The organism is Rhizobium azibense (assembly GCF_004342325.1).
GTDB lineage: Bacteria > Pseudomonadota > Alphaproteobacteria > Rhizobiales > Rhizobiaceae > Rhizobium > Rhizobium etli_B.
The window spans coordinates 135,894-157,984 of sequence record NZ_SMBJ01000004.1 but is presented as its reverse complement, the minus strand read 5'-3'; the positions used below and the strand labels follow the sequence as shown (position 1 = coordinate 157,984).

Sequence of the window (22,091 nt, the reverse complement as noted above, 5' to 3'; positions counted from 1 at the left end):
TCATGGCTGTTGAACCCATCCTTACCGCCCGCGGCCTCGTCAAGCGCTACGGACGCGTCACCGCGCTCGACAACGCAGACTTCGACCTCTATCCAGGCGAAATCCTCGCCGTCATCGGCGACAACGGCGCGGGTAAGTCGTCGCTTATCAAGGCGATTTCCGGTGCAGTTACTCCCGACGAGGGCGAGATCACGCTGGAGGGCAAGTCGGTCCACTTCAGGTCGCCGATGGAGGCGCGAGAGGCGGGCATCGAGACCGTCTATCAGAACCTTGCGCTTTCCCCCGCCTTGTCGATTGCCGACAACATGTTTCTTGGCCGTGAGATCAGGAGGCCGGGCGTGCTCGGCAGTTGGTTCCGCATGCTCGATCGGCCGGCGATGGAAAAACGCGCCCGATCCAAACTCTCTGAACTGGGCCTGATGACGATCCAGAATATCAATCAGGCGGTCGAAACGCTCTCCGGCGGCCAGCGCCAGGGTGTGGCGGTTGCACGCGCGGCCGCTTTCGGCTCCAAGGTTGTCATCATGGATGAGCCGACAGCCGCACTCGGAGTGAAGGAAAGCCGTCGCGTGCTGGAACTGATCCTCGACGTGCGTTCCCGTGGCTTGCCGATCGTGCTTATTTCGCACAACATGCCGCATGTCTTCGAAGTCGCGGACCGTATCCACATCCACCGGCTTGGCCGCCGCCTGACGGTTATCAACCCGAAGGAATATACCATGTCCGACGCCGTGGCATTCATGACCGGCGCCAAGACGGTCCCCACGGATCCGGTTCCTGCATGAGCATGACCATCGCAGAAATCGCCGGCGAGGTGGTCACCCGCGCCGGCGACGCCAAGCGCTTCCTGATCGCCATCGCCGGTCCGCCCGGCGCCGGCAAGTCGACCATGGCAGACAGTCTCGCCGATGCGATAACAGCGCGCGGAGAAACTGCCGAAGTGCTGCCGATGGATGGCTTTCATATGGACAATGCAGTTCTGAGCGAGCGCGGTCTGCTCGCCCGCAAGGGCGCGCCGGAGAGTTTTGACGTCCGTGGCTTTCTAGACATCATCCGCGCCGTGCGTTCAGCCGACCAGGAAGTGCTGATCCCGGTCTTCGACCGGTTGCGCGAGATCGCGATCGCATCGGCCCGCGTCGTCTCGCCGGAACATCGCTTCATCATCGTCGAGGGCAACTACCTTTTGTTCAGCCAGGGCAAGTGGGCGGAGCTTGAGGATATCTTCGACTACTCCATCATGCTTGCACCGCCCATCGAGGTGCTCGAAGAGCGGCTCTTGGCCCGCTGGCGCGGCTACAAGCTGACGCAAGAGCAGGCGAGTGCCAAGGTCTATGGCAATGACCTGCCGAATGGCAGGCTCGTCCTGGAAAACCGCCGCCGCGCGGATGTGACGCTTGAGATCGCCTGACGATTGAAGCGGCAAAATGTTTGCCATGAGCCGTGCCGGGATGATAATGCGCGGGGCGAAATCCTTGAAGGCCGCCTTGCCGGAGTTGTAGCGCATGCAGTCCATCACCATCCGCCGCCCTGACGACTGGCACCTGCATTTGCGCGATGGCGCGATGCTTAAGGGTGTGATCGGCGATACCAGCCGCAATTTCGCCCGCGCCATCATCATGCCGAACCTCGTGCCGCCGGTGGTGACGACGGCGGACGCGAAAGCCTATCGCGCGCGCATCATCGAGGCATTGCCGACCGGCGATCGCTTCGAGCCGCTGATGACGCTCTACCTCACGGAGCATACGAGTGCGGACGATGTCGAGGAAGGCAAAAAAAGCGGTCTCATCACGGCTGTGAAACTCTATCCGGCGGGTGCGACCACCAATTCCCATAGCGGCGTGCGCGACATGGAAAAGGCCATGCCGGTGCTGGAGCGCATGGCCAAGATCGGCCTGCCGCTTTGCGTGCACGGTGAAGTTACGACGCCTGAGGTCGATATCTTCGACCGTGAGGCCATATTCATCGAAACGGTGCTCGATCCTCTGCTGAGGCGCCTGCCGGATCTGAAAGTCACGATGGAGCACGTAACGACGGCAGACGGCATCGACTACATCAAGTCGTCGAAAGCCAATCTCGCAGGCTCCATCACGACACACCACCTGATCATCAACCGCAATGCAATCCTGGTTGGCGGCGTGCGGCCGCATTATTATTGCCTGCCGGTCGCCAAGCGCGAAAACCATCGCCTGGCGCTGCGTGCAGCCGCAGTGAGCGGCGACAAGCGCTTCTTCCTCGGCACTGATTCTGCACCGCATATCGATCCACTGAAGGAGTGCGCCTGCGGCTGCGCCGGCATTTATACCTCCATCAATACGATGAGTTGCCTTGCCCATGTCTTCGAGCAGGAGGGTGCGCTCGACAAGCTCGAAGCCTTCGTCTCGCTGAATGGCCCGGCCTGGTACGGCCTTTTGCCGAACGACGAGCGCGTCACGCTGATGAAGCGTGAAGCGCCCGTGGCGTTTCCGACGAAGATCGAAACCGGTGCCGGTACGGTGACGGTGTTCGATCCGATGTTCCCGCTGCACTGGGACGTCGAGCGCTCTTGATCGTTCGATTTTTCTAGGGTCGTTTCAGGCAGGACGCGGCCAGCCGTCTCGTCGCCTGCGAGCGCTAAGGTGAATGCGTCCAGACGCTTCCATCAGAGGATCATCACGGCCCGGACGAAGGCAACTGCCGAAAGCAGGGACGCGATCGTGCGGACGTGATTCCACCAGGTCCAATCCTTCAGATAGGTATTCCAGACGCTGACGGCTTGCGGGCCATTGCCGCTGACCTTTGCCAGGGCGTCATTCATCGGCACGTTCAAGGCGATCGTCGAAATAAAGGATGCGATAACATAAAGCCCGGCGCCAGCCAGCATCCAAATGCCTGCGCTACCCCGCCAGTCGATGACCGCCAGGACGGCGATCAGGACGGACAGGACGGCAGTTGGAATGAAGACGAGCATGAACGGCGAGCGCAGGATCGTCACGTTGATCGAATTCATTGCCGCGATGCCCTGCTCCGGCGCAAGGCGGGCAAATGCGGGCATGATGAAGGTCGAGAAGGCAAAGAAGATGCCGGCGACAAGGCCGCTGCCGATTGCAGCGGCGACAAGGGTGACGTTGAGGATCATTCCCATGTTCATGTCCCCCAAATGCCGGTCGCCGCTGTCTCGCGGGCATATTGGCTGAAGTCTTTCGGCGGCCGGCCGAGGATTTCGGCAACGCCGTTCATGACGCGCGAATTGCGCCCGTCGAGAACCTTGCCGAAGAGCTCTTCGAGAAGATCGATCATTGCTGCCGGCAGCTCGGCCGAAGAGAGCCCGACCTTGAAGTCATCCATGGAAACCTTGCGGTAGCGGATGGTCCGGCCGGTCGCCGTTGCGATCTCCGATACCGCTTCGCGGAAGGTAAGCGCGCTCGGCCCCGTCAATTCGTATGTTTTGCCGAGGTGCCGCTGGTCGGTCAGCGCGGCAACGGCAGCATCGGCGATGTCGTCGGCATCGGTGAAGGGCTCCTCGATCTCACCCGCGGGCAGGACGAGCTCTCCCGAAGCGATCGAATCCCTGAACGCGCCTTCGCTGAAGTTCTGGCAGAACCAGGATGCTCGCAGGATCGTGTAGCCGATGCCGGCGGCCTTGAGCATCTCTTCGCTGCGCTCGGCACCGTCTTCACCGCGGCCGGAGAGGAGTACGATATGGCGCAAACCGCAATCGACGGCCATTTTCGCCAAGGCGCCGATTGCGTCGGCCGCCCAGGCGACGGCGAGATCGGGCTGAAAGGTGACATATGCGCTGGTGGCGCCTTTGAGCGCCGCTGGCCAGGTTGCTTGATTCTCCCAATCGAAGGGACGTGTCGTGGAGCGCGAAGCCAAGCGCGACCTGATGCCGCGCTCCTTGAGGCGGGAAGCGACGCGCCCGCCTGTTTTTCCCGCGCCGCCGACTACGATGATTTCGGAATTCTGCATTTGACTGCTCCTTCCACAAAACAAGAGAAATTCTCGTATTTGCATAATGAGATAAACTCTCTTATTTTGCCCGTCAATAGAAAAATGGAGTGCCGGATGCCGGAACAGACCGTGGTAAGGCGTAAACCAGGATTGCAAACGGCCGGTCAGCCCCGACGCATCCCGCGCCAGAAGCGGGGTCGTGAACGCTTCGAGAAGATCTTGTCGGTGGCGACGGAACTGATCGAAAAGAATGGCAGCGACGCGTTGAAGATGAGCGAAATCGTTGAAAAGGCCGAGCTTTCCTTCGGCGCTCTCTACCAGTATTTCCCGGACAAGAGCTCCATCATCCGGACGCTCGCCGAACGCTTCAACGAGCAGGGCAGGCACTGCGTAGAAGAAGAGCTCGCCAAGGTGACGAGCACCGCAACACTGCAGCTCGCGCTTTGCAACATCGTCGATCAATATTTCGATTTCTTTCGCAGAGAGCCGGTCATGCGCGATATCTGGCATGCGACGCAGGCCGACAAGCTGCTGCAGCAGGTCGATGCCGAGGATATGGAGTTTCACTCGCAAAGACTGTTCCATGTCTTGGAAAAACTGTGGCCGGCTCGCGAAGGAGGCGAATTGCTGGCGATTGCGCGGCTGACGATGCATTTGCTTGCAGCGGCGGTACGTTATTCGATCTCCGTCAGCGAGGAAGAGGGGCGAAGCGCGATCGCGCTCTACAAGAGAATGTTGCCGGCCGATATCGGCCGGCTTCTCGACAACCCGTCGTGTTAGTCGGGCATGAAGCTGCGAAGCATGAAATATGCGATGCCTCCCATGGCGATCGCGACTGCTGACGCCAACGCCAAGGCTATGGCGTATTCCCGCTTGCCGGCGGTAAAGGCCAGCCCTGCCTTTGTCACGACATTGACAGCGACGGCTATGAGGATGACGTCGGCGGCGGTTTTGGCATTGATCGCCGTGCCCATGAGGCGCGCCGTCGAAAGTGTGATGGCGTCCACATCGACCAGCCCGGAGATCGCGGCCACGGCGTAAAGTGCCGACGCGCCGATATAGTCGATGGCCATCTTCGATATCAGGCTGATCAACCCGAGCAGCGCGGCGAAGGAGAAGACCATGCGAAGTTCGAACGGGTTCTTCAACTCAATTTGCGGCACCTCCTTCGCGGCACCGGAACGCCAGACCCAGAAGAAGCCCGCAATCAGAAAGCCGATGATCGCCGGGACCAGACCGGCCGAAAGCAGAGGAAGCAAGTCGAGCGACAAGGCGCTGCCGATGGCAAGAACACGCGCAAAGGACAAGGCGCCGGCGACAGCCGCTCCGGCGGCCAGGTGTGTCGAACCTTGCGGCGCCTGCTTGGAGTAACGGGCGAAGGAGAGCGTCAGCGCAGTGGAGGAAACCAATCCCCCGGCTGCACCTGCCAATAGGATGCCGCGGCTCGTGCCCGTGAGTTTGATGGCGAGATAGCCGGCAAAGGAAAGTGCGGCGATGGTAATGGTGAGCACCCAAAGGGAAAAAGGGTTGAGCGCGCCCCAAGGATCGAGGGGCCTGTCCGGAAGCAGCGGTAGGGCAACCACGGTCATGGCTAGCAGCACCAGCGCGGAGCGAAGCTCCGGCCAGGTCAGACCTCTCAGAAAGCCATGCAGGCTATGGCGTGCCGCAAGAATGATGGTCATCACGACGCCGCTCGCAGCCGCAGTCACGATGTCCCCGACAGCCGCAAGAACGCCAAGCCCGAAAACCGCCAGCGCAGCCACGACCGAGGTTATGCTGTAATCTTCGTCTTCCTGCGTCTCCTGCCAGTTCCCCGCTATATAGACGAGGCCAAGCAGCGCCGCGATCGTAGCCGGCAGGAAGGGACCTATCATAGAGTGCAGCGTCCCGGCTATTCCGCCGAGAAAACCGGTGAGGGCGAATGTACGGATACCTGCTGTTCTGCCGCCCGCCCGCACGTCGCGCTCCTGCCAGCCCCGCTCGACGCCGACAAGCAGGCCGATTGCAAGCGCCACGCCCAGACGCTGAAAGATTTCGGTATGTTCCATGGTCTTACGATATTCCTGTCATGCCATCGCACAATCGGAAATGTTTGGACGAGTTGACGCATTCGTTGCTATTCTTGAAGCCGGACCCTCGCAGTTCTGGAATCTTTTGGCGCTTGCTGCTATTGCCCCATGGATTCAAGCGAAGGAGAGAGCGATGATCCACACGACATTTCCCGACCGCGCCGTCATGGCCGAACTGGTGGCGAAGATGCTCTGGGAAATCAGGGCGGTCCATTTCAACGCCGCCCAGCCCTACAAGCTCTCATCCGGCATGGCGAGCCCGGTCTATATCGATTGCCGCAAGTTGCTCTCGTTCCCGCGAATCCGTTCCACGGTGATGGACTTCGCCGCGGGCGTCGTGCTTCGTGACGCCGGTTTCGAGCAGTTCGACTGCATTGCCGGCGGCGAGACGGCAGGGATTCCCTTCGCCGCGTTGCTTGCCGATCGTCTCGGCCTGCCGATGATCTATGTGCGCAAGCAGCCGAAGGGCCATGGCCGCAATGCGCAGATCGAAGGCAATATGGCGGAGGGTTCGCGTGTCCTTGTCATCGAGGATCTGACGACGGCGGGCGGCAGCATGTTCAAGTTCATCGATGCCATCCGCGCGGCTGGCGGCATCGTTGATCACGGCATTGCACTCTTTTACTACGGCATCTTTGACGAAGGCGCGCTACGCTTTGCCGATGGGAAGGTGAAGCTGCATTACATCGCCACTTGGCGTGACGTTCTGGCCGTTGCGAAAACGCAGAAGCTTTTCGACGAGAAGACGCTTGGCGAAGTGGAAGCCTTTCTCGACGCGCCGCTTGCCTGGTCGGGCCGCAACGGCGGCGTTTCGTCGCTTTAAGGACAGATAGGCAAAGTGCGGCTTTGCTTTTGTCACGAAATTATTTAATCGATTGAAGACCGAAATTCACCGATACGTTGGGAGGCCCGAATGATTTTGTGCTGTGGCGAAGCGTTGATCGACATGCTGCCGCGGGAGACGACGCTCGGCGAGAAGAGTTTTGCCCCCTATGCCGGTGGAGCGATCTTCAACACGGCGATTGCGCTCGGCAGGCTTGGCGTTCCGACGTCTTTCTTTACCGGCATCGCCGATGACATGATGGGCGATATTCTGCGCGAGACGCTGGTCGCCAGCAACGTCGATTTCAGCCTTTGCGCCATATCGCCCCGCCCGTCGACACTCGCATTCGTTAAGCTTGTGAACGGTCAGGCGACTTATGCCTTCTACGATGAAGGCACGGCCGGCCGCATGATCACCACAGACGACCTTCCGGTCCTCGACGACGACTGCGAGGCGCTACATTTCGGCGCGATCAGCCTGATTCCCAGTCCCTGCGGCGAGACGTACGAGACATTGCTCGATCGCGAGGCTGCAAAGCGTGTCATTTCGCTCGATCCGAACATCCGCCCCGGCTTCATCAAGAACAAGGAAGCCCACATGGCTCGCATCAAGCGCATGGCGGCGAAAACCGATATCGTCAAGTTTTCCGACGAAGATCTCGAATGGTTTGGCCTTGAAGGCAGCCATGACGATCTGGCGGCCCACTGGCTGAAGCATGGCGCCAAGCTCGTCGTCATCACCAAGGGCGCGGAAGGCGCATCGGGCTACACCAAGGATCGCAAGGTCGTTGTGCCGAGCCAGCGCGTCACTGTGGTCGACACGGTTGGAGCTGGCGATACATTCGATGCGGGCATCCTCGCTTCACTGAAGATGGACAATCTGCTGACCAAGGCGCAGGTTGCCTCCCTCGACGAAACGGCGCTGCACAATGCCCTGTCGCTTGGGGCAAAGGCCGCGGCCGTGACCGTTTCGCGCGCCGGCGCCAACCCGCCCTGGGCGCACGAAATCGGCCTTTGAACTAGGCGAGCCGATCAAGAAAGCTGAGAATTTCACGATTGAAGTGCTCGGGCCGCTGCAGGGGCGCGAAGTGGCTGACATCGGGCAGCAGGATGAGCTCGGCATCAGGGATATTGCGCGCGAGATAGTCGGCATGCTCGGGCTTGATGAATTCGTCGCGCTCACCCAGCACGACCGCGACTGGCACCTTGATCCGCGCGAGATCGCTCGCTGTGTAGTTGGGCTCGGTCGCCATCATCCTGCTGACGTCTCGAACAAAGGCATCGAACTGATCGGGTGTTGCCGATAGAGCCTCATAGTCCTTCCTGTGCCGGCTGAAGCACCGATCGATGACCGGTGTCGCGACAAACTCTTTCGTGCCGCTCGGATCCATATTGCACGCGAAGAAGAAGACGCCGGAGACGCGGTCCGGATGCTGATCGGCAAGGATGAGTGCCGTGCAGGCTCCATCACTCCAGCCGACGAGGGCTGCTTTGGAAAGCTCTAGATGATCCATGATCGCCAGAACGTCCGTTGCCATCAACCCGTACTCATACGGCTGGCTATCGCGCGTGCTGCGGCCATGCCCACGGCTGTCGATGACCACAACCTGCCGGCCGGAATCGATCAATGCCGGCACTTGATAGCCCCAATTGCCGCTGTTACCAAGCCCGCCATGCAGCAGGATCACCGCTGGACCGTTCCCGTAGGTCGCGTACCAGATGCTGGCACCATCATGCTCGACGAAACCTGCGGATGCTGCGGCCGGCAGCGGCGGCGCGCCCTCTGCCTCAAAGATCTTGAGGTCGTCGTCCATCACGCTCATCCGGCTCTCCCTTCCTGATACAGACGATCAAATGTGGCGCGTTTCGACAGCTTCAATGAGAAATCACAAATCCCATCCGAGATTTGAGGCACGGAATCCTTCGAAGCAGGCTGTCGAATTATAATCTGACATAACGCCTGCCAGGTCGGCACGATGCAAGTGAAGTTCGGCGGCATGGGCAGTTGCAGCCAGAAAAATTCGCGGACAATAGGCAGGCTAGCGTAGACCTCGAGCTGCGCTACCTCCGCTTCATCCCCTACGGCGACACCCGCAGTCTTGTCAGCCAGATCGTTCTCTTCACGAACGGCTTCGAGCCGGAGATGTCCCGCGCCAAGGCATCGGTCGCGGCGGCAGATGCTCTTGGCGGCTACCTTTGGGAAGTGGTGCGACAGCCGGCCCCCGACCCCTTCTTCGCGTTTTCGACCGAAGGGCAGTATGAACTCCTGCACCATCAGGTCGATCACGCCGCCATTAGATCACGGGGAAATCCGGCTGGGCCTGAGGGAGCGACAAACGGAGCAAGATGCCAGCTGGCCACACCTAATCAGAATAGGTGGCGGACCTAAGCGGTCACAGATGAGGGGGCAGACGGAATGTCCCGATTTTGCCCCGAAGCGGACGCTACAATCGCCACAGTCACGGAAACAACATGAATTCAACATTGAAGGTGAAAGTGTGGTTGAACCGATTTCCCAAGAGCATTTTTCAGGGCTTAAGCGTGCTGTCGTGCTGGGGAACGGGCTCCGGCTCGCGTACATCGAGTTGGGCGACCCTAGCGGCGTGCCCATCCTCTTGCTACACGGGTTTACGGACAGCGCCCGAAGCTGGAGCCTCACCGCGCCGTATCTGGCGACGGGTTTTCGCGTCGTAGCGCCAGACCTGCGGGGTCATGGGAATTCGGACAAGCCTGAGGGTTGCTACACTATTCCCGAGATGGCGAATGATGTCCGGTTTCTCATAGAGGTTCTGGACCTTGTGCCGACGCACGTGGTCGGCCATTCGCTTGGAGGGCGGCTTGCGCAAGCGATTGCTGAGCGGTGGCCCCATCTCGTCCGAAAAGTCGTTCTTATGTCCACATCCGCCGCGCTGCGCGAACGTCGGGGGTGGTTGTGGGAAAACATCCACATGCTCCGCGATCCGATCGATCCAGAAAGCGCATTCATCCGGGAATGGTGTTCTGGCGCAGTCCCGGTCGACGAGAATTTTCTCGCCCATGCGCGACGCGAAAGCGCCGCGGTGCCGTCACGAATCTGGCATTCGATTTATTACGAGCAGCTTGCCTATGATCCGTCGCCGCTGCTGCAGGATATTTCCGCGCTGACGCTCATCCTGCGGGGCGAGGAGGACATGATCGCGACTGAAGAGCATCAGGCCCAGATGAAAGATGCGATCGTCGGCGCCGAGTTCATTTCTCTTCCCGGCCAAGGCCATAACATCCATTGGGAAGCCCCTGAGAAGGTGGCCCACTTGATCTTGACCTTTCTGAAGCGTCCGTGACCGCTTCTGGCATCACCCATTTTGCTGGTCAGATCGACAATCTCATTTCACGACAGCGAACTCATGCCCGGTCCTTCCGGGAGTGCGATGTCCTACCTTACAGCAGGTCACCAATCGATTCCATTGCCGCTGTCTGAGACACTTGAAACCTGGTTTCCCGGCGTGACAGACGGTGTCGTGTTCAGAAATTCGATGGCAGGTCGGCCGCTTGTCGGCCTCCACAGCTATATCGATCACACGATGTACAAGGAATGCATGGATGAAGTAGTCTAATCCAGCGTCATCGGTAGCATCCCATCTTGGAAGAAATGATTGTCGATGTCGTCGCCGGGGCCCCACAGTTTGCGAGTAAGGCTTTCGTTCTCGGGTTCGATCCGATCGACGAGCTTTTCGAGCGCGCGGCTGGCTTTCTCAATGTGCGGAGCTCTTTCGTCTGCGGTTAGGGGCAGCGCTTCGTTTGGAACTGCGCTTTTCGTGCGAGGTCTGGCTTCATCCGCGAAGACGTTCCTTGCAGATCGTCTCCACAAGCGCCTGCAGGTCCTTCACGCGCGCGACAAGCCATTGCAGATCATCATTGCTGATCGCGTATTTCGACGAGTATCGCGCCTCGACATAAGCCCGGGACAACAGTTCGAATGAGCGGCGGGCAGAGCGAGTGTCGCGCGGCCAGGCGGAAACGAGCCGCGCATCAGCGCTTTCAGCTTGCGAGCGCAGCACCTTGATGCGATGCGATTTTGGGCTGTAGAGGGTTAGGACTAAGAGGACACAGTGGTAGAACGCCTCGCATGATTGATGAAGCAAGAAAGCCGCTTTGTTCATGCTGCCCCGACCTAAGTAAAATTCAGCACCGTCGAGAAACTCCGCAGCGCTTACAAACCACTGGTCATAATGCCGCTGCGCTTCGGCTCTGGCGTCTTCTGATGTCAGCGCTTTCGGCTGGGCGAGGGGATGACCGGGCTCCTCGTAGAGCACGATGCCGTCCTTGGCGATGTCGGTGAAGAACGGCCGGCCGCGTGCCAACTGATCGTTGACGTCTGAAAGGCAGTGCACGATCGGAATCACCGGCGTTTCGATCCGGTGGCTGATCTGCTCTTGCAGCAGCCGTTCCTCCAGCGCCTCCCACAGCTCGTGCTCCTCGGCAAAGCTCTTGGTGTTGACGACGATCAGAAGGTCATAGTCGGAGCGGTAGCCGCTTGCGCGATCCTCGACCCAGTCGCCGCGGGCATAGGAGCCGTAAAGGATGACCTTGAGGACTTTGCCGGCGGCCTTCTTACCGGACAGCTTGGTGGCGCGAAACTGCTCGACCTCGAAAAACAGGATTTGCAGAATACGGGCGAGCTCCCGGCGCTTCTTGTCGGGCAGATGGTCGAGATGGTCTGTCAGGGTCACTGCCGCGTCGAAGCCTTCGGTGGGAATCGCATCCATCGTAGCGGCTCATCGGTTGTTGCGCATCTAAACTCTTTACGCGCAGGTGTTGTGGATTGCAACCAAATCGTGGCAGTCAGCCCGTCCTTCGGTCGACCAGTTACGATCCACGTTTGTTGCACTGCATATGCGTGCGAACCTCCTAGAGAGTTATGAACTCAGCTAAAACCTTCGAAAAACTATGACAGAACAGTCCCGGCGTCGGGCCGTTCGCGTCGGGAACCCCGATGCCATTTGCCGTAACACGGCATAGTGAGCGTCCCGAGCCACATTAGGCCCTGCCTGACGAAGCTGGCGATGTCGGCCAGATCGCCGGATATTCCATGTCGCTGGTACATCTCTCCCCGCAAAGCGAAGAGGGATATCCTTGTCTCCGGCGCAAAATCCAGCTTTCGCTGGCTTCTCTTCCGGTTGTGATCGACGCCAGTCCGCTCGGCGAGATGCCTCCCCACATGTGCGGCTGGGAGGAGGATCCGACAGCTATCGCTGAGGGGCGCAAACCCGAAGGATCGGGGTGATCTTACGTGGCAAGCTTCGCCAATGCTGCAACGAGCCCCTGGGTCGAGCTATCGTGTCCTGCCGCGCTCTCCTTGCCTGCAATGACCGGCAGCAGGCCGGTCGCCAGTTCCTTGCCGAGCTCGACACCCCACTGGTCGAACGAGTTGATGCGGAAGAGAACGCCTTCGACGAATACGCGATGCTCATAAAGCGCAATCAGGCGGCCAAGCGCATAGGGCGTCAGGCTGTCATAGACGAAGGTGATCGACGGCCGGTTGCCGGTGAAGACCCGGTGCGGTGCGATGAAATCGGCCTTCTTGTCGTCCATCCCCTTGGCTGTGAGCTGCGCTTTGGCTTCCTCGAAAGTACGGCCCTTCATGAGCGCTTCGGACTGTGCCAGGCAATTGGCCATCAGCAATTGGTGCTGATGGCGCAGTTCCGGCTCGAAGGCGTTGGCGGCGATCATGAATTCGCTGGGAATAATGCTCGTTCCCTGGTGGATGAGCTGGAAGAATGCGTGCTGGCCGTTGGTCCCCGGCTCGCCCCAGACCACCGGGCCGGAATTGCTCTCGACCGGCGTGCCGTCGATCGTCACACCCTTGCCGTTGGATTCCATGTCAAGCTGCTGCAGGTATGCCGGGAAGCGCGCCAGGCGCTGGTCGTAGGGCAGGATCGCACGGGTGGCATAACCCAGCACATTGCGATGGTAAAAGCCGATGAGGCCGAGCAGCATTGGCAGGTTTTCGGTAACCGGATCCTTACGGAAGTGGTTGTCCATTGCATGAGCACCGTCCAGGAACTTGCCGAAGTTCTCCGGCCCGATCGCGATCATCAGCGGCAGCCCGATGGCAGACCAGATGGAATAGCGGCCACCGACCCAATCCCAGAAGCCGAAGACGCGTTCGCTGTCGATGCCGAAGGCGGCGACCTTGTCGAGCGCCGTCGAGACGGCCGCGAAATGGTGCTGCACTGCAGCCTCACCCAGCGTCTTGGCAATGAAGTTGCGTGCTGTCTGCGCATTGGTCATCGTCTCGATCGTGGTGAAGGTCTTCGAGGCAATGATGAAGAGCGTCGTTTCTGGCTGGACCTGCTTCAGGATATCGGCGATATGGGCGCCGTCGATATTCGAGACGAAATGCGGGCGCGGGCCGTCGTGGAAGGGCGCGAGCGCAAGCGTCGCCATGACCGGTCCGAGGTCCGAGCCGCCGATCCCGATATTGATGACGTCGGTGATCTGCTTGCCCGTCGCGCCCTTGAGAGCGCCGGAGCGGATGCCCCCGGCGAACCCACCCATGGCGGCGAGGACACTGTTGACATCCGGCATCACATCCTTGCCGTCGACCATCACGGGCGTGTTGGATCGGTTGCGAAGCGCAGTGTGTAGAACGGCGCGATCTTCCGTAAAGTTGATCGCCTTGCCGGAAAACATTTCCTCGCGCTTCTTCTCGACACCGCCGTCTTCTGCGAGCTTGACGAGAAGCGCGAGGATCTCGTCGTTCACGGCAGTCTTTGAATAGTCCATCAAAAGGTCGTCGAGTGAGGCGGTAAATCGCGAGAAGCGCTTTGGATCGGCCGCGAAGGCGGCGCGGATATCGGTTGCCTTCGTGGCGGCCGCAGTGCTCTTCAGCTGTTCGACGGTGACATTCATTGGAGGCTCCTTTGAAGGCGGAAAGAGTTGCGGAAACTATTCGCTTTGTAGGGCGTAAATCAAGTTCAGCCACTGCCGGAATGCAAAAAAGCCATCCGCGCACAGGCGGATGGCTTCAATTTCATGCGAATGTCAAAATCAGCCGCGCAGGTCCTTGCGCAGGATCTTGCCGACCGGCGATTTTGGCAGTTCAGTGCGGAATTCAATATGGCGTGGCCGCTTGTAGTTTGTGAGGTTGGCGGCACAATGAGCCCTCACATCGGCCTCGGTCAGAGCCAGGTCCTTCCGCACCACGAAGAGTTTCACCGCTTCGCCGGAGTGGCCATCCGGCACGCCGATCGCGGCGGCCTCGATGATGCCCGGGTGCATGGAGGCCACTTCCTCGATCTCGTTCGGATAGACGTTGAAGCCTGAAACCAGGATCATGTCCTTCTTGCGGTCAACGATCTTGGTGTAGCCGCGCTCATCCATGAAGCCCATGTCGCCGCTGCGGAAAAAGCCGTCGGCCGTCATCACCTTCGCCGTCTCCTCTGGCTTTTGCCAGTAGCCGGCCATTACTTGCGGACCGCGGATGCAGATCTCACCGATCTCGCCGAGCGGCAGGGAATTGCCGTTTTCATCACGAATGTCGATCTCGGTGGAGGGCAGGGGCAAGCCGATCGAGCCGGTGAATTCCGGCGAATCGAAACGGTTGGCGGTTGCCACCGGCGAGGTCTCGGAAAGGCCATAGCCCTCGGTAATATGCGAGCCTGTCATCTTCAGCCAGCGCTCGGCGACCGGCCGCTGTACGGCCATGCCGCCGCCGAGCGACATGATGAGCGAGGAGAAATCGAGCTTGGCGAAATCGGCATTGTTCATCAGCGCGTTGAACAACGTGTTGAGGCCGGGGAAGATATGGATGTTCGACTTGCCGAATTCCTTGACGAAACCTGGAATGTCGCGCGGATTGGGTATCAGGATGTTGTGCGCGCCGAGCGACATACCCATCAGCGAATTCACCGTCAGCGCGAAGATGTGATAAAGCGGCAATGCGCACATGAAGTTGAGCACGTCCGGCTGCTTCTTTAGCTCGAAAGCGGAATTCAGCCAAAGCTGCAGTTGCCGCTTGTTGGCAAGCAGGTTCTGGTGCGTCAGGACCGCGCCCTTAGCGACACCTGTCGTACCGCCTGTATATTGAAGAAAGGCGATATCGCTGCCCTTGATGGCCTGTGGTTGCAGCGGTCTGCGTGCGCCTTCGCCCAGCACCTCCTTGAATGTCTTGTGCTGTGGGATCGACCAGGAGGGAACCAGCTTCTTCACTTTGCGAACGGCGAAATTGACAATCAGCCCCTTTGGACCCAGCATTTCGCCAAGCGAGGTCACCACCACATTGCGTACATCAGTCTTTGCCAGCACCTGTTCGACTGTGCGGGCGAAGTTTTCCAGCACGAAGATCGTCTTGGCGCCTGAATCGCGCAGCTGGTGTTCCAGTTCGCGCGGCGTATAGAGCGGATTGACATTCACGACGACCAGACCGGCGCGCAGGATGCCGTAGACTGTGATTGGATTCTGCAGCACATTCGGCATCATCACGGCGACCCGATCGCCTTTCTGAAGACCGATGCCCTGCAGCCAGGCTGCGACCTTTCGTGTCTGCTCTCCGAGCTCTCGATAGGTGAGCGTCTTGCCCATGCTCGAAAAGGCAACACGATTCGCATAGGTTTTGCAGGACTTGTCCAGCAGATCCACCAGCGATTCATGTTCCGGTGGCGGCAGTTCGGCCGGAACGATCGCGGGATAGGAGGCAAGCCAAGGCTTTTCCCGCTTCGCGCCACCTGGATGGACGGAAATGCTGCTGCTCATCGTGTCTCTCTCCCTGTCCGGCAATGGCTGCCGGCCTCTGCGGCTGCCGGTCGGATGATCCTCCATCCTCCGAAGAGCAGCTTATGCCAATGCTTGAACGGTTCAAGCCGGATTAAGAATTACACTAACTTTGACGTAAACGTCAACGTGGTTCACGCTTCGATAATCGGGGAACCTTTGAATCCGAAGATGCGTTTTATCTCCATGACTGACAGGTGAGGAGAAGCAGAATGCTCAATGAAGAAGCTGATGTCAGCCGCCGCGATCCCGATGTAAGGGATACGCCGTCGCTGATTGCGAGTGACCGTGTAGAGGGCACTCGTGTTTATGGCGCCGATGGCAGGCATATAGGCTCGATCGAGCGCCTGATCATCGGAAAGCAGGACGGCCGCGTGGCGTATGCGGTGATGAGCTTTGGCGGCTTCCTTGGTATTGGCAATGACCACTACCCGCTGCCTTGGGAAAAGCTGAACTACGACACGCAGCTTGATGGCTACCGTATCGATCTCACGAAGGAGCAGATCGAAAACGCGCCAAGCTACGCGGATGACGACGACAACTGGTACAACGATAACAGCCGCCGGATCTATGACTACTACGGCGTGCCACCCTACTGGATGTAACGTCGTTCGCGCGAATGAGCCGGAACGGGCCCCGCAGCGCTGACCCCCGAAGGTTGATCTCAACTTTTCGGATCGCTCAGCTGGCGGGGCCTTAATCGTATCTTGAGAGGAGATCGTTGGCCGAGCGAAGAACGACGCCCGGCACGATTTCTTCCGGAGAAATTGGCCTTTTCGTGCTCATTGTGAAAACGTGGCTCTCGCCCGGCAGCAGGGAGACAAGCATCGAATCTGCCACTGCAGTCGGATCGAGCCGGTCGGCCATCAGGCAAAGATCCTTCAGAAAACTTCTGGCCGTAACCTTCACCTCGCATCCGTCGTCAACCCGGGTTACCGCGACGTCGAACTGCGGCCTCGGCAGCTTCAAGTCGACATCCTCGACGAAATAATGGAAAGCGCGTTTGTCGAGCATCTGCACGACGATCACCTCGTCATCAGCCGCATCCGGAGAAGCGATATCGTCCGGCAGGATGAATTCCTTGGCTTCGAACCTGTCGCAGAGCAGTCGCCAGAATTCGAATTCGGCAAGCACCGTTCCGTCGAGCTTCACGCGCCTGCCGCTGATTTTCGACCGCCAGAAAAGCGTCTGCTCGTTGACGGCTATGGCGGCGAGCTTGTCTCCCCGCGGCTGGATCGTCAGCAGGCGCGGATCAAAAGCCTGTTGCATGGCGTACCAGAGAGGCTTGCGCCGGCCTGCAGAATCCAGTGCGGACCAGGAGGTTACCGGCCAGCAATCGTTGAACTGCCAAACGACTGCACCTTTGCAGATGGCGCGATGCGAGCGCATATGCTCGACGGCGAAGCGGATGGCGCGCGCCTGATTCAACTGTGTGGCGAAATGCCAGTCGGCCATCGTCTTCGGCACGGGCAGATGCCCGGCAAGCCCGCGAATCAGCCGTTCGTTTCCATGCGTCGCCTTTTGATGATGAAAGACGCCATGTGATTGCGGCGTCAGCGGATCGTCATGCACGCTTTCTTCAAGAGTCGTCCAGCTCGGCGGCGCCTGCCAGCCGAATTCGGAGCAGAAGCGTGGGATGTAGTCGCGATAAACCTCGTATCCGACGTCGTTCCACACATCCCAGATATGCTTGCAGCCGTGTTCGTCCGCATTGGGCGCGATATCCATCGTGCCGGAATATGGACTTCCGGGATAATAGGGACGATCAGGGTCGAGTTCTGCGCACAGCTTCGGGAGCAGATCGAGATAATAGCCAAGCCCCCAGGTAACGCCCTCCTTGATGATTGGGCGCCAGCCCCACTCGTCGAACCCCCAGATATTCTCGTTGTTGCCATTCCAGACGATGAGCGAAGCATGTGACATCAGCCGCACGACATTATCACGTACCTCGGCTTCAACTTCGCTTAGAAGCGGCTCTTCCTCCGGATAGGCAGCGCAGGCAAACAGGAAGTCCTGCCAGACCAGCATCCCGGCGCGGTCGCACGCCTCGTAGAATTCATCGCGCTCGAAAATGCCTCCGCCCCAGACGCGCAGCATATTGATGTTTGCTGCCTTTGCCTCGCCGATGCGCGTGACATAGCGGTCCGAAGTCACACGGGAGGGGAAGCAATCGTCGGGAATCCAGTTCGCGCCGCAGATGAAAAGCGGCACCTCGTTGACGATAAAGGCGAAGGCTGAGCCGTTTGCGTCCGGCGAAGTATCAAGCCGGACAGAACGAAAACCGATCTCCTTGGAATAGCTATCGAGTAAGTCATCGCTTACGCTGTCGCGCAACTCGATCTTCAGCGGATAGAGTGGCTGGGCGCCGAGATGATGCGGCCACCAAAGCCGCGGAGATGAAACACTGATGTCGAAGCTGGCCTCTGCGGCATCTTGCGCAATCTCGACCGTATGGGATACGCCCGCAATCTCGGCGACGATCCTGCAGGCACCGGATGCGCCATGCCGCGCCAGCTTTGCATGGACCTTTACCAGGCCATCGCCACCTGCAAGCGTTGCCGATACCCGCGTCTCGAAGAGCTGTGCCCGATCCCAGCTTTCCAGCCGCACCGGCTTCCATATCCCCGCAGTCACCAAGGTCGGTCCCCAGTCCCAGCCGAAATTGCATGCCATCTTGCGCATGAGGTTGCCCGGCCCGGGATAATTGTTGGGCCGGTAGCCATAATGCTCCTCCATCTCCGCACCGTACGCATAGGCGGAATGAAAGGTGACGGTGAGTTCGTTGACGCCGGCCTTCAGCAACGCTGAAACATCGAAGCGGTAGGTGCGATGCTGGTTGAAGGTTCGCGCCACCTCCTTGCCGTTCAAGCGGATCGTCGCGATCGTATCCAACCCGTCGAAAACCAGCTCATGAACCTTGCCTTCATCGGCAGCGGCTTCGAAGCTGCATCGATAGGTCCATTCCGTCCTGCCGATCCAGTCGTTGCTGATCTCGTTGACGTCTATATAGGGGTCGACGATCAGACGGTTTGCCAGAAGGTCGAGATGCACGCAGCCGGGAACGGCTGCGGGAATGGATCCGGACAGGTCGGGACGCCCTGTATCGTTGCAGGAAAACGTCCAGCCGCTTTGAAGTTCGGCTTTTTCGATCATGGGAATGCTCTTACCGGAAACGACCGTGGCGCTGCAGAACTTCGATCCTGTAGCCGTCGGGATCGGTGATGAAGAAGAACAGGCCGAAGAGCTTTCCATCGCGGTTGAGTTCGACAAGCTCGCCGGGATTGAGACCGGCTTTCGTCAACCTCTCGTGTTCGACGGCGACCTCATCGACCGAAACGGCGAGGTGACCATAGCCGTTGCCGAGGTCGTAGGATGCTGTACGGCCCTTGTTGATCGTCAGCTCCAGCTCGAATCCGGTCTCGGCATTGCTCATATAGATCAGGGTGAAGGTCTCGAAATCGACCCGATCGGCGACTATCAGGCCCAAAACCTTGCCGTAGAAATCGACGGAGCGCGCCTCGTCGAGTACGCGGATCATGGAGTGGATCATCTTTGCCAAGGCGGCCTCCCATTGCCGGTATTGCGGCAGCCTTGGTAGCTTTCCCGCTATGCGGGGCGCAAGCCAATTTTTTGCGTGATCGCGCTTTCGACGAGGCCCATTGCGTCGTAGATCAGCACGGCCATCAGTCCGACGATGAGACCGCCTTGCAGGATGAAGGCTGTATTGTCCGAAATCAGGCCGGCGATGATGACCTCGCCAAGTCCCTTTGCCGCAACCGTCGAGCCGATCGTCGCCGTACCGATATTGATGACGGTTGCGACCTTCAGTCCCTCGAGGATGAGCGGAAGCGCAAGCGGCAGTTCAACGCGGAAAAGCCGCTGTGTCGCATCCATTCCCATGCCGTCGGCGGCATCAAGAACAGACGGCGAAACCTGGCGCAATCCGGAGACGGTATTCTCGAAGATCGGCAGCAGGCCATAGAGAAAAAGAGCAATCAGCGTCGGAGCGGCACCGAAGCCTGTGGCCGGAACGGCAAGCGCCAGCACGGCGACCGGGGGGAAGGTCTGCCCGGCATTGGCGATGGCGCGCGAGAGCGGAAGGAAATCCTCGCCGCTTTTCCGCGTCACGAAGACACCGGCAAGTACCGCCAGAATGGCGCTGCCGACAATCGAGACGACCACCAGTTCCAGGTGGCCGAAGGCAAGCGATGGAAGGCTGTTTTGCGTGTAGACGGGCGGCGCGTTGTTGTTGGTCAGTGGCACCAGTATGAAGGAAAGCCAATCGGTCCTGAAAAGCAGGACCAGGAGCAGCCCAAGTGCTGCAAAACGAAAGAGGTTGGCAACGATAAGCTTCATGCCTTGCGGCCCAGTTCGAGGAGCCGCGTCATGGAGATCGAGCCGACCGGAGCCCTGTCGGCATCTTGTACAGCTGCTTCCTCGACCCCCTGCCAGATCATTTCCGCGAGAGCGTCACGAAGGCTGATCGATTGCGGCAGCGCGTAAGGCAGCCCTGTCTTGGCCGGCGCCATGCTTGCCTTGAGCGGCAGCAGCGACATCAGTTTCAAGGCCCTGTCGGAGGTACCGGTCAACTGTTGGACGAATGGGTCGGCTGGTTCGGTCAGTATCTTTTCCGGCGTCGAGCACTGCAGCAGCCTGCCCTCGCTCATGACGGCGATCTGGTTGCCGAGGTGGAAGGCCTCGTCCATGTCGTGGGTCACAAGAACAACGGTCGTGCCGAACTGCCTCTGGATCGCCAGAAGATCGTCCTGCGCCTTTCCGCGGATAACTGGATCGAGCGCACCAAAGGGCTCGTCCATCAGCAGCAGTTCTGGCTCGGCGGCAAGCGCGCGGGCCACACCGACGCGTTGCTGCTGACCGCCGGAAAGCTGATGGGGGTACTTTTCGGCAAAACTTGACGGGTCGAGATTGAATAGACCGAGGAGCTCGTCGACGCGTCCGGCGGTTCGCGCGGCATCCCAGCCCAGCAATTCCGGTACGGTTGCAATATTCTGGGCCACGGTGCGGTGCGGAAAGAGCCCGTGACCCTGGATTGCGTAGCCGATCTTGCGGCGGAGGTCGGTTGCGGGCACGTCCATGACATTCTGCCCGGCGACGAAGATCTGCCCTTCGGTGATCGGCACCAGCCGATTGATCATCCGCATCAGCGTCGATTTGCCCGAACCGGACGTGCCGACGATGACGGTGATCGACCCTTTTTCGACACTCATTGAGACACCATCGACCACGGTTGCAGCGCCGTAGCGTTTGGTGACGTTCCTGATTTCGATCATGGTCATGCGGCCGATCCCCGTATGCTGTCGATGACCGCATCGAGGATGACGGCCGATGAAAAGGCGAAGAAGACGGTCGGCACCGCCCCGAGCATCACGAGATCCATGGCGGTCTGCCCGAGGCCCTGGAAAATGAAGATGCCGAAGCCGCCGCCGCCGATGAGCGCTGCGATCGTCACGAGGCCGATGGCCTGTACAAGCACGATGCGGATTCCGGTAAGAATGACCGGAAAGGCAAGCGGCATATCGATGCCGGTCAGGATTTGCCGGCGCGTCAGTCCCATGCCGGCGGCCGCATCGCGCACTGAAGGATCAACGCCCTCAAGGCCGACGACCGTATTGGCTACGATCGGCAGCAGGGAGTAAAGCACGAGCGCAATCAGCGCCGGCGCCGTGCCGATCCCGCGAATACCGAGGTCCGCTGCAAGCGGCACATGCGTTGCGATATAGCCGAGTGGCAGCATAAGGATGCCGAACAGCGCAAGGCTCGGGATGGTCTGGATCAGGCTGAGGCCCTGCAGCACGGCAGCACGCAGCTTCGGAACCCAGAAACACAAGATGCCGAGCGGCAGGCCGATGACGATCGCGATCGCAAGCGAACCGAGTGCAAGCAGCGAATGGGCGAGCGCCTCGGACCAGAACTGCGCAGACCGCGTTGAGAACTCCTTCATGATCGACAGGCTGTCGAGCAGGCCGGAAGAAAGGCAACCGGCCAAGAGCGTAGTATAGCCGATTAGCGCGCCGACCCGCATCCACGGCGTGAGGCGGACCTTGACGAGTGCATCCGAAATAATGAGACCGACGACGGCAAGCAGCACCCAGAAACCGGCTCCCGGCGTCATGCGCGCCGCATTGCTGTTGGGCGGGGTAAACGCTGCGGCGACGAGACCGATCGCCGCCACGAGTGCGGCCAGCCCGAGCGTGGCGATCGCAAGCCGCAACGGGGCGCTTTGTGCAAGGAGTGTGGCAAATGCCGTAGCGACCAGCAGAATGGCGAGAATGATGATGGAAGGTTGGTCGAGAAGCTGCGTAAGCAGCATCGGCTTGCCGGAGGCAATGCGGTTTGCCTTCACATAGATGAAGGGCAAAAGGGCCGTGGCGATGATGCCGGCAACCACGAGAACCACGCCAAGCCGATCCAATTTGCGGACCGCTAAGGTTTCTTCCATCGATCCATCCTGTCTGGAAAGCAGCCGCTCCGCCCTGCGATGAGGGCGAAGCGGGAGAA

Annotated in this window: 21 protein-coding genes; 8 read left to right on the top strand and 13 right to left on the bottom strand. The window is 59.6% G+C overall.

The window, feature by feature from the left end; translation table 11 throughout:
- Nucleotides 1–2 precede the first annotated feature (2 nt).
- The 3 genes from EV130_RS11165 to pyrC all read left to right on the top strand — a co-directional run bounded on the left by EV130_RS11165 (nt 3) and on the right by pyrC (nt 2,546).
- The gene (locus EV130_RS11165) at nt 3–785 is read left to right on the top strand and encodes an ATP-binding cassette domain-containing protein (protein WP_074060024.1); all 783 of its coding nucleotides are present in this window, start codon (nt 3–5) and stop codon (nt 783–785) included.
- Nucleotides 782–1,408 (top strand): nucleoside triphosphate hydrolase, encoded by a 627-nt coding sequence (locus EV130_RS11160; protein WP_074060025.1) that lies wholly within the window; start codon nt 782–784, stop codon nt 1,406–1,408. The genes EV130_RS11165 and EV130_RS11160 overlap by 4 nt, the downstream gene beginning before the upstream one ends.
- Before the next feature lie 94 nt (nt 1,409–1,502).
- Complete coding sequence (pyrC, locus tag EV130_RS11155) at nt 1,503–2,546, top strand: dihydroorotase (protein ID WP_074060026.1); 1,044 nt, start codon at nt 1,503–1,505, stop codon at nt 2,544–2,546.
- 92 nt (nt 2,547–2,638) lie between these two features.
- On the opposite strand, the gene EV130_RS11150 is transcribed toward pyrC, so the two are convergent.
- Nucleotides 2,639–3,121: an anthrone oxygenase family protein gene (locus EV130_RS11150; RefSeq protein WP_132660294.1), complete on the bottom strand. Its 483-nt coding sequence runs from the start codon at nt 3,119–3,121 to the stop codon at nt 2,639–2,641.
- Nucleotides 3,122–3,123: 2 nt separating this feature from the next.
- On the bottom strand, nt 3,124–3,948 hold the full coding sequence (locus EV130_RS11145) for an NmrA family NAD(P)-binding protein (RefSeq protein WP_074060027.1): 825 nt from the start codon (nt 3,946–3,948) through the stop codon (nt 3,124–3,126).
- Nucleotides 3,949–4,044: 96 nt separating this feature from the next.
- On the opposite strand from EV130_RS11145, the gene EV130_RS11140 reads away from it, so the two are divergent.
- Nucleotides 4,045–4,710: a TetR/AcrR family transcriptional regulator gene (locus tag EV130_RS11140; protein WP_074060028.1), complete on the top strand. Its 666-nt coding sequence runs from the start codon at nt 4,045–4,047 to the stop codon at nt 4,708–4,710.
- Here the strand turns inward: EV130_RS11140 and EV130_RS11135 are convergent.
- Nucleotides 4,707–5,978, bottom strand: a complete 1,272-nt coding sequence (locus EV130_RS11135) for an MgtC/SapB family protein (RefSeq protein WP_074060029.1) — start codon at nt 5,976–5,978, stop codon at nt 4,707–4,709. The two genes, EV130_RS11140 and EV130_RS11135, sit on opposite strands and share 4 nt — an antisense overlap.
- Before the next feature lie 154 nt (nt 5,979–6,132).
- Here EV130_RS11135 and EV130_RS11130 point away from each other — a divergent pair, with 154 nt between their 5' ends.
- On the top strand, nt 6,133–6,822 hold the full coding sequence (locus EV130_RS11130) for an orotate phosphoribosyltransferase (RefSeq protein WP_074060030.1): 690 nt from the start codon (nt 6,133–6,135) through the stop codon (nt 6,820–6,822).
- Between the two features lie 90 nt (nt 6,823–6,912).
- Nucleotides 6,913–7,839, top strand: coding sequence for a carbohydrate kinase family protein (locus EV130_RS11125; RefSeq protein ID WP_132660292.1), 927 nt, complete (start codon nt 6,913–6,915; stop codon nt 7,837–7,839).
- Nucleotide 7,840: 1 nt separating this feature from the next.
- Here EV130_RS11125 and EV130_RS11120 read toward each other — a convergent pair whose 3' ends face one another.
- Nucleotides 7,841–8,644, bottom strand: a complete 804-nt coding sequence (locus EV130_RS11120) for an alpha/beta fold hydrolase (RefSeq protein ID WP_132660290.1) — start codon at nt 8,642–8,644, stop codon at nt 7,841–7,843.
- Nucleotides 8,641–9,108, bottom strand: a complete 468-nt coding sequence (locus EV130_RS11115) for a hypothetical protein (protein WP_132660288.1) — start codon at nt 9,106–9,108, stop codon at nt 8,641–8,643. The genes EV130_RS11120 and EV130_RS11115 overlap by 4 nt, the downstream gene beginning before the upstream one ends.
- 211 nt (nt 9,109–9,319) lie before the next feature.
- Between EV130_RS11115 and EV130_RS11110 the strand changes: the two genes are divergently transcribed.
- A complete protein-coding gene (locus EV130_RS11110) occupies nt 9,320–10,141 on the top strand; it encodes an alpha/beta fold hydrolase (protein WP_132660286.1) in 822 nt (273 codons plus the stop codon).
- 489 nt (nt 10,142–10,630) lie between these two features.
- Here EV130_RS11110 and EV130_RS11105 read toward each other — a convergent pair whose 3' ends face one another.
- From EV130_RS11105 to EV130_RS11095, 3 genes are all read right to left on the bottom strand, one after another.
- Nucleotides 10,631–11,566: a HEPN domain-containing protein gene (locus tag EV130_RS11105; RefSeq protein WP_074060035.1), complete on the bottom strand. Its 936-nt coding sequence runs from the start codon at nt 11,564–11,566 to the stop codon at nt 10,631–10,633.
- A 520-nt stretch (nt 11,567–12,086) separates the two neighbouring features.
- A complete protein-coding gene (gene pgi / locus EV130_RS11100) occupies nt 12,087–13,712 on the bottom strand; it encodes a glucose-6-phosphate isomerase (protein WP_132660284.1) in 1,626 nt (541 codons plus the stop codon).
- A gap of 138 nt (nt 13,713–13,850) precedes the next feature.
- The gene (locus EV130_RS11095; RefSeq protein ID WP_074060037.1) at nt 13,851–15,554 is read right to left on the bottom strand and encodes a long-chain fatty acid--CoA ligase; all 1,704 of its coding nucleotides are present in this window, start codon (nt 15,552–15,554) and stop codon (nt 13,851–13,853) included.
- 230 nt (nt 15,555–15,784) lie between these two features.
- On the opposite strand from EV130_RS11095, the gene EV130_RS11090 reads away from it, so the two are divergent.
- Nucleotides 15,785–16,177, top strand: coding sequence for a PRC-barrel domain-containing protein (locus tag EV130_RS11090; protein ID WP_074060038.1), 393 nt, complete (start codon nt 15,785–15,787; stop codon nt 16,175–16,177).
- A gap of 91 nt (nt 16,178–16,268) precedes the next feature.
- Here EV130_RS11090 and EV130_RS11085 read toward each other — a convergent pair whose 3' ends face one another.
- The 5 genes from EV130_RS11085 to EV130_RS11065 are packed head-to-tail and all read right to left on the bottom strand — an operon-like array spanning nt 16,269 to nt 22,032.
- Entirely contained in the window at nt 16,269–18,725 is a 2,457-nt protein-coding gene (locus EV130_RS11085; RefSeq protein ID WP_132660282.1) for a glycoside hydrolase family 2 protein, read from the bottom strand.
- A gap of 10 nt (nt 18,726–18,735) precedes the next feature.
- Entirely contained in the window at nt 18,736–19,131 is a 396-nt protein-coding gene (locus EV130_RS11080) for a VOC family protein (RefSeq protein WP_074060040.1), read from the bottom strand.
- Between the two features lie 47 nt (nt 19,132–19,178).
- A complete protein-coding gene (locus tag EV130_RS11075) occupies nt 19,179–19,928 on the bottom strand; it encodes an ABC transporter permease (protein WP_074060041.1) in 750 nt (249 codons plus the stop codon).
- A complete protein-coding gene (locus tag EV130_RS11070) occupies nt 19,925–20,869 on the bottom strand; it encodes an ABC transporter ATP-binding protein (RefSeq protein ID WP_074060042.1) in 945 nt (314 codons plus the stop codon). Before EV130_RS11070 ends, EV130_RS11075 begins: the two co-directional genes overlap by 4 nt.
- A complete protein-coding gene (locus tag EV130_RS11065; RefSeq protein WP_132660280.1) occupies nt 20,866–22,032 on the bottom strand; it encodes an ABC transporter permease in 1,167 nt (388 codons plus the stop codon). The genes EV130_RS11070 and EV130_RS11065 overlap by 4 nt, the downstream gene beginning before the upstream one ends.
- Nucleotides 22,033–22,091: the final 59 nt, after the last annotated feature.

Bases quoted from the DNA above. Each gene is read 5' to 3' on its own strand.
- EV130_RS11075 (WP_074060041.1), bottom strand. From the start codon at position 19,928: ATGAAGCTTATCGTTGCCAACCTCTTTCGTTTTGCAGCACTTGGGCTG.
- EV130_RS11085 (WP_132660282.1), bottom strand. From the start codon at position 18,725: ATGATCGAAAAAGCCGAACTTCAAAGCGGCTGGACGTTTTCCTGCAAC.
- EV130_RS11130 (WP_074060030.1), top strand. From the start codon at position 6,133: ATGATCCACACGACATTTCCCGACCGCGCCGTCATGGCCGAACTGGTG.
- EV130_RS11120 (WP_132660290.1), bottom strand. From the start codon at position 8,644: ATGAGCGTGATGGACGACGACCTCAAGATCTTTGAGGCAGAGGGCGCG.
- EV130_RS11095 (WP_074060037.1), bottom strand. From the start codon at position 15,554: ATGAGCAGCAGCATTTCCGTCCATCCAGGTGGCGCGAAGCGGGAAAAG.
- EV130_RS11160 (WP_074060025.1), top strand. From the start codon at position 782: ATGAGCATGACCATCGCAGAAATCGCCGGCGAGGTGGTCACCCGCGCC.
- EV130_RS11070 (WP_074060042.1), bottom strand. From the start codon at position 20,869: ATGACCATGATCGAAATCAGGAACGTCACCAAACGCTACGGCGCTGCA.
- EV130_RS11145 (WP_074060027.1), bottom strand. From the start codon at position 3,948: ATGCAGAATTCCGAAATCATCGTAGTCGGCGGCGCGGGAAAAACAGGC.
- EV130_RS11135 (WP_074060029.1), bottom strand. From the start codon at position 5,978: ATGGAACATACCGAAATCTTTCAGCGTCTGGGCGTGGCGCTTGCAATC.
- EV130_RS11065 (WP_132660280.1), bottom strand. From the start codon at position 22,032: ATGGAAGAAACCTTAGCGGTCCGCAAATTGGATCGGCTTGGCGTGGTT.
- EV130_RS11150 (WP_132660294.1), bottom strand. From the start codon at position 3,121: ATGGGAATGATCCTCAACGTCACCCTTGTCGCCGCTGCAATCGGCAGC.
- EV130_RS11125 (WP_132660292.1), top strand. From the start codon at position 6,913: ATGATTTTGTGCTGTGGCGAAGCGTTGATCGACATGCTGCCGCGGGAG.
- EV130_RS11165 (WP_074060024.1), top strand. From the start codon at position 3: ATGGCTGTTGAACCCATCCTTACCGCCCGCGGCCTCGTCAAGCGCTAC.
- pgi (WP_132660284.1), bottom strand. From the start codon at position 13,712: ATGAATGTCACCGTCGAACAGCTGAAGAGCACTGCGGCCGCCACGAAG.
- EV130_RS11140 (WP_074060028.1), top strand. From the start codon at position 4,045: ATGCCGGAACAGACCGTGGTAAGGCGTAAACCAGGATTGCAAACGGCC.
- EV130_RS11090 (WP_074060038.1), top strand. From the start codon at position 15,785: ATGCTCAATGAAGAAGCTGATGTCAGCCGCCGCGATCCCGATGTAAGG.
- EV130_RS11105 (WP_074060035.1), bottom strand. From the start codon at position 11,566: ATGGATGCGATTCCCACCGAAGGCTTCGACGCGGCAGTGACCCTGACA.
- pyrC (WP_074060026.1), top strand. From the start codon at position 1,503: ATGCAGTCCATCACCATCCGCCGCCCTGACGACTGGCACCTGCATTTG.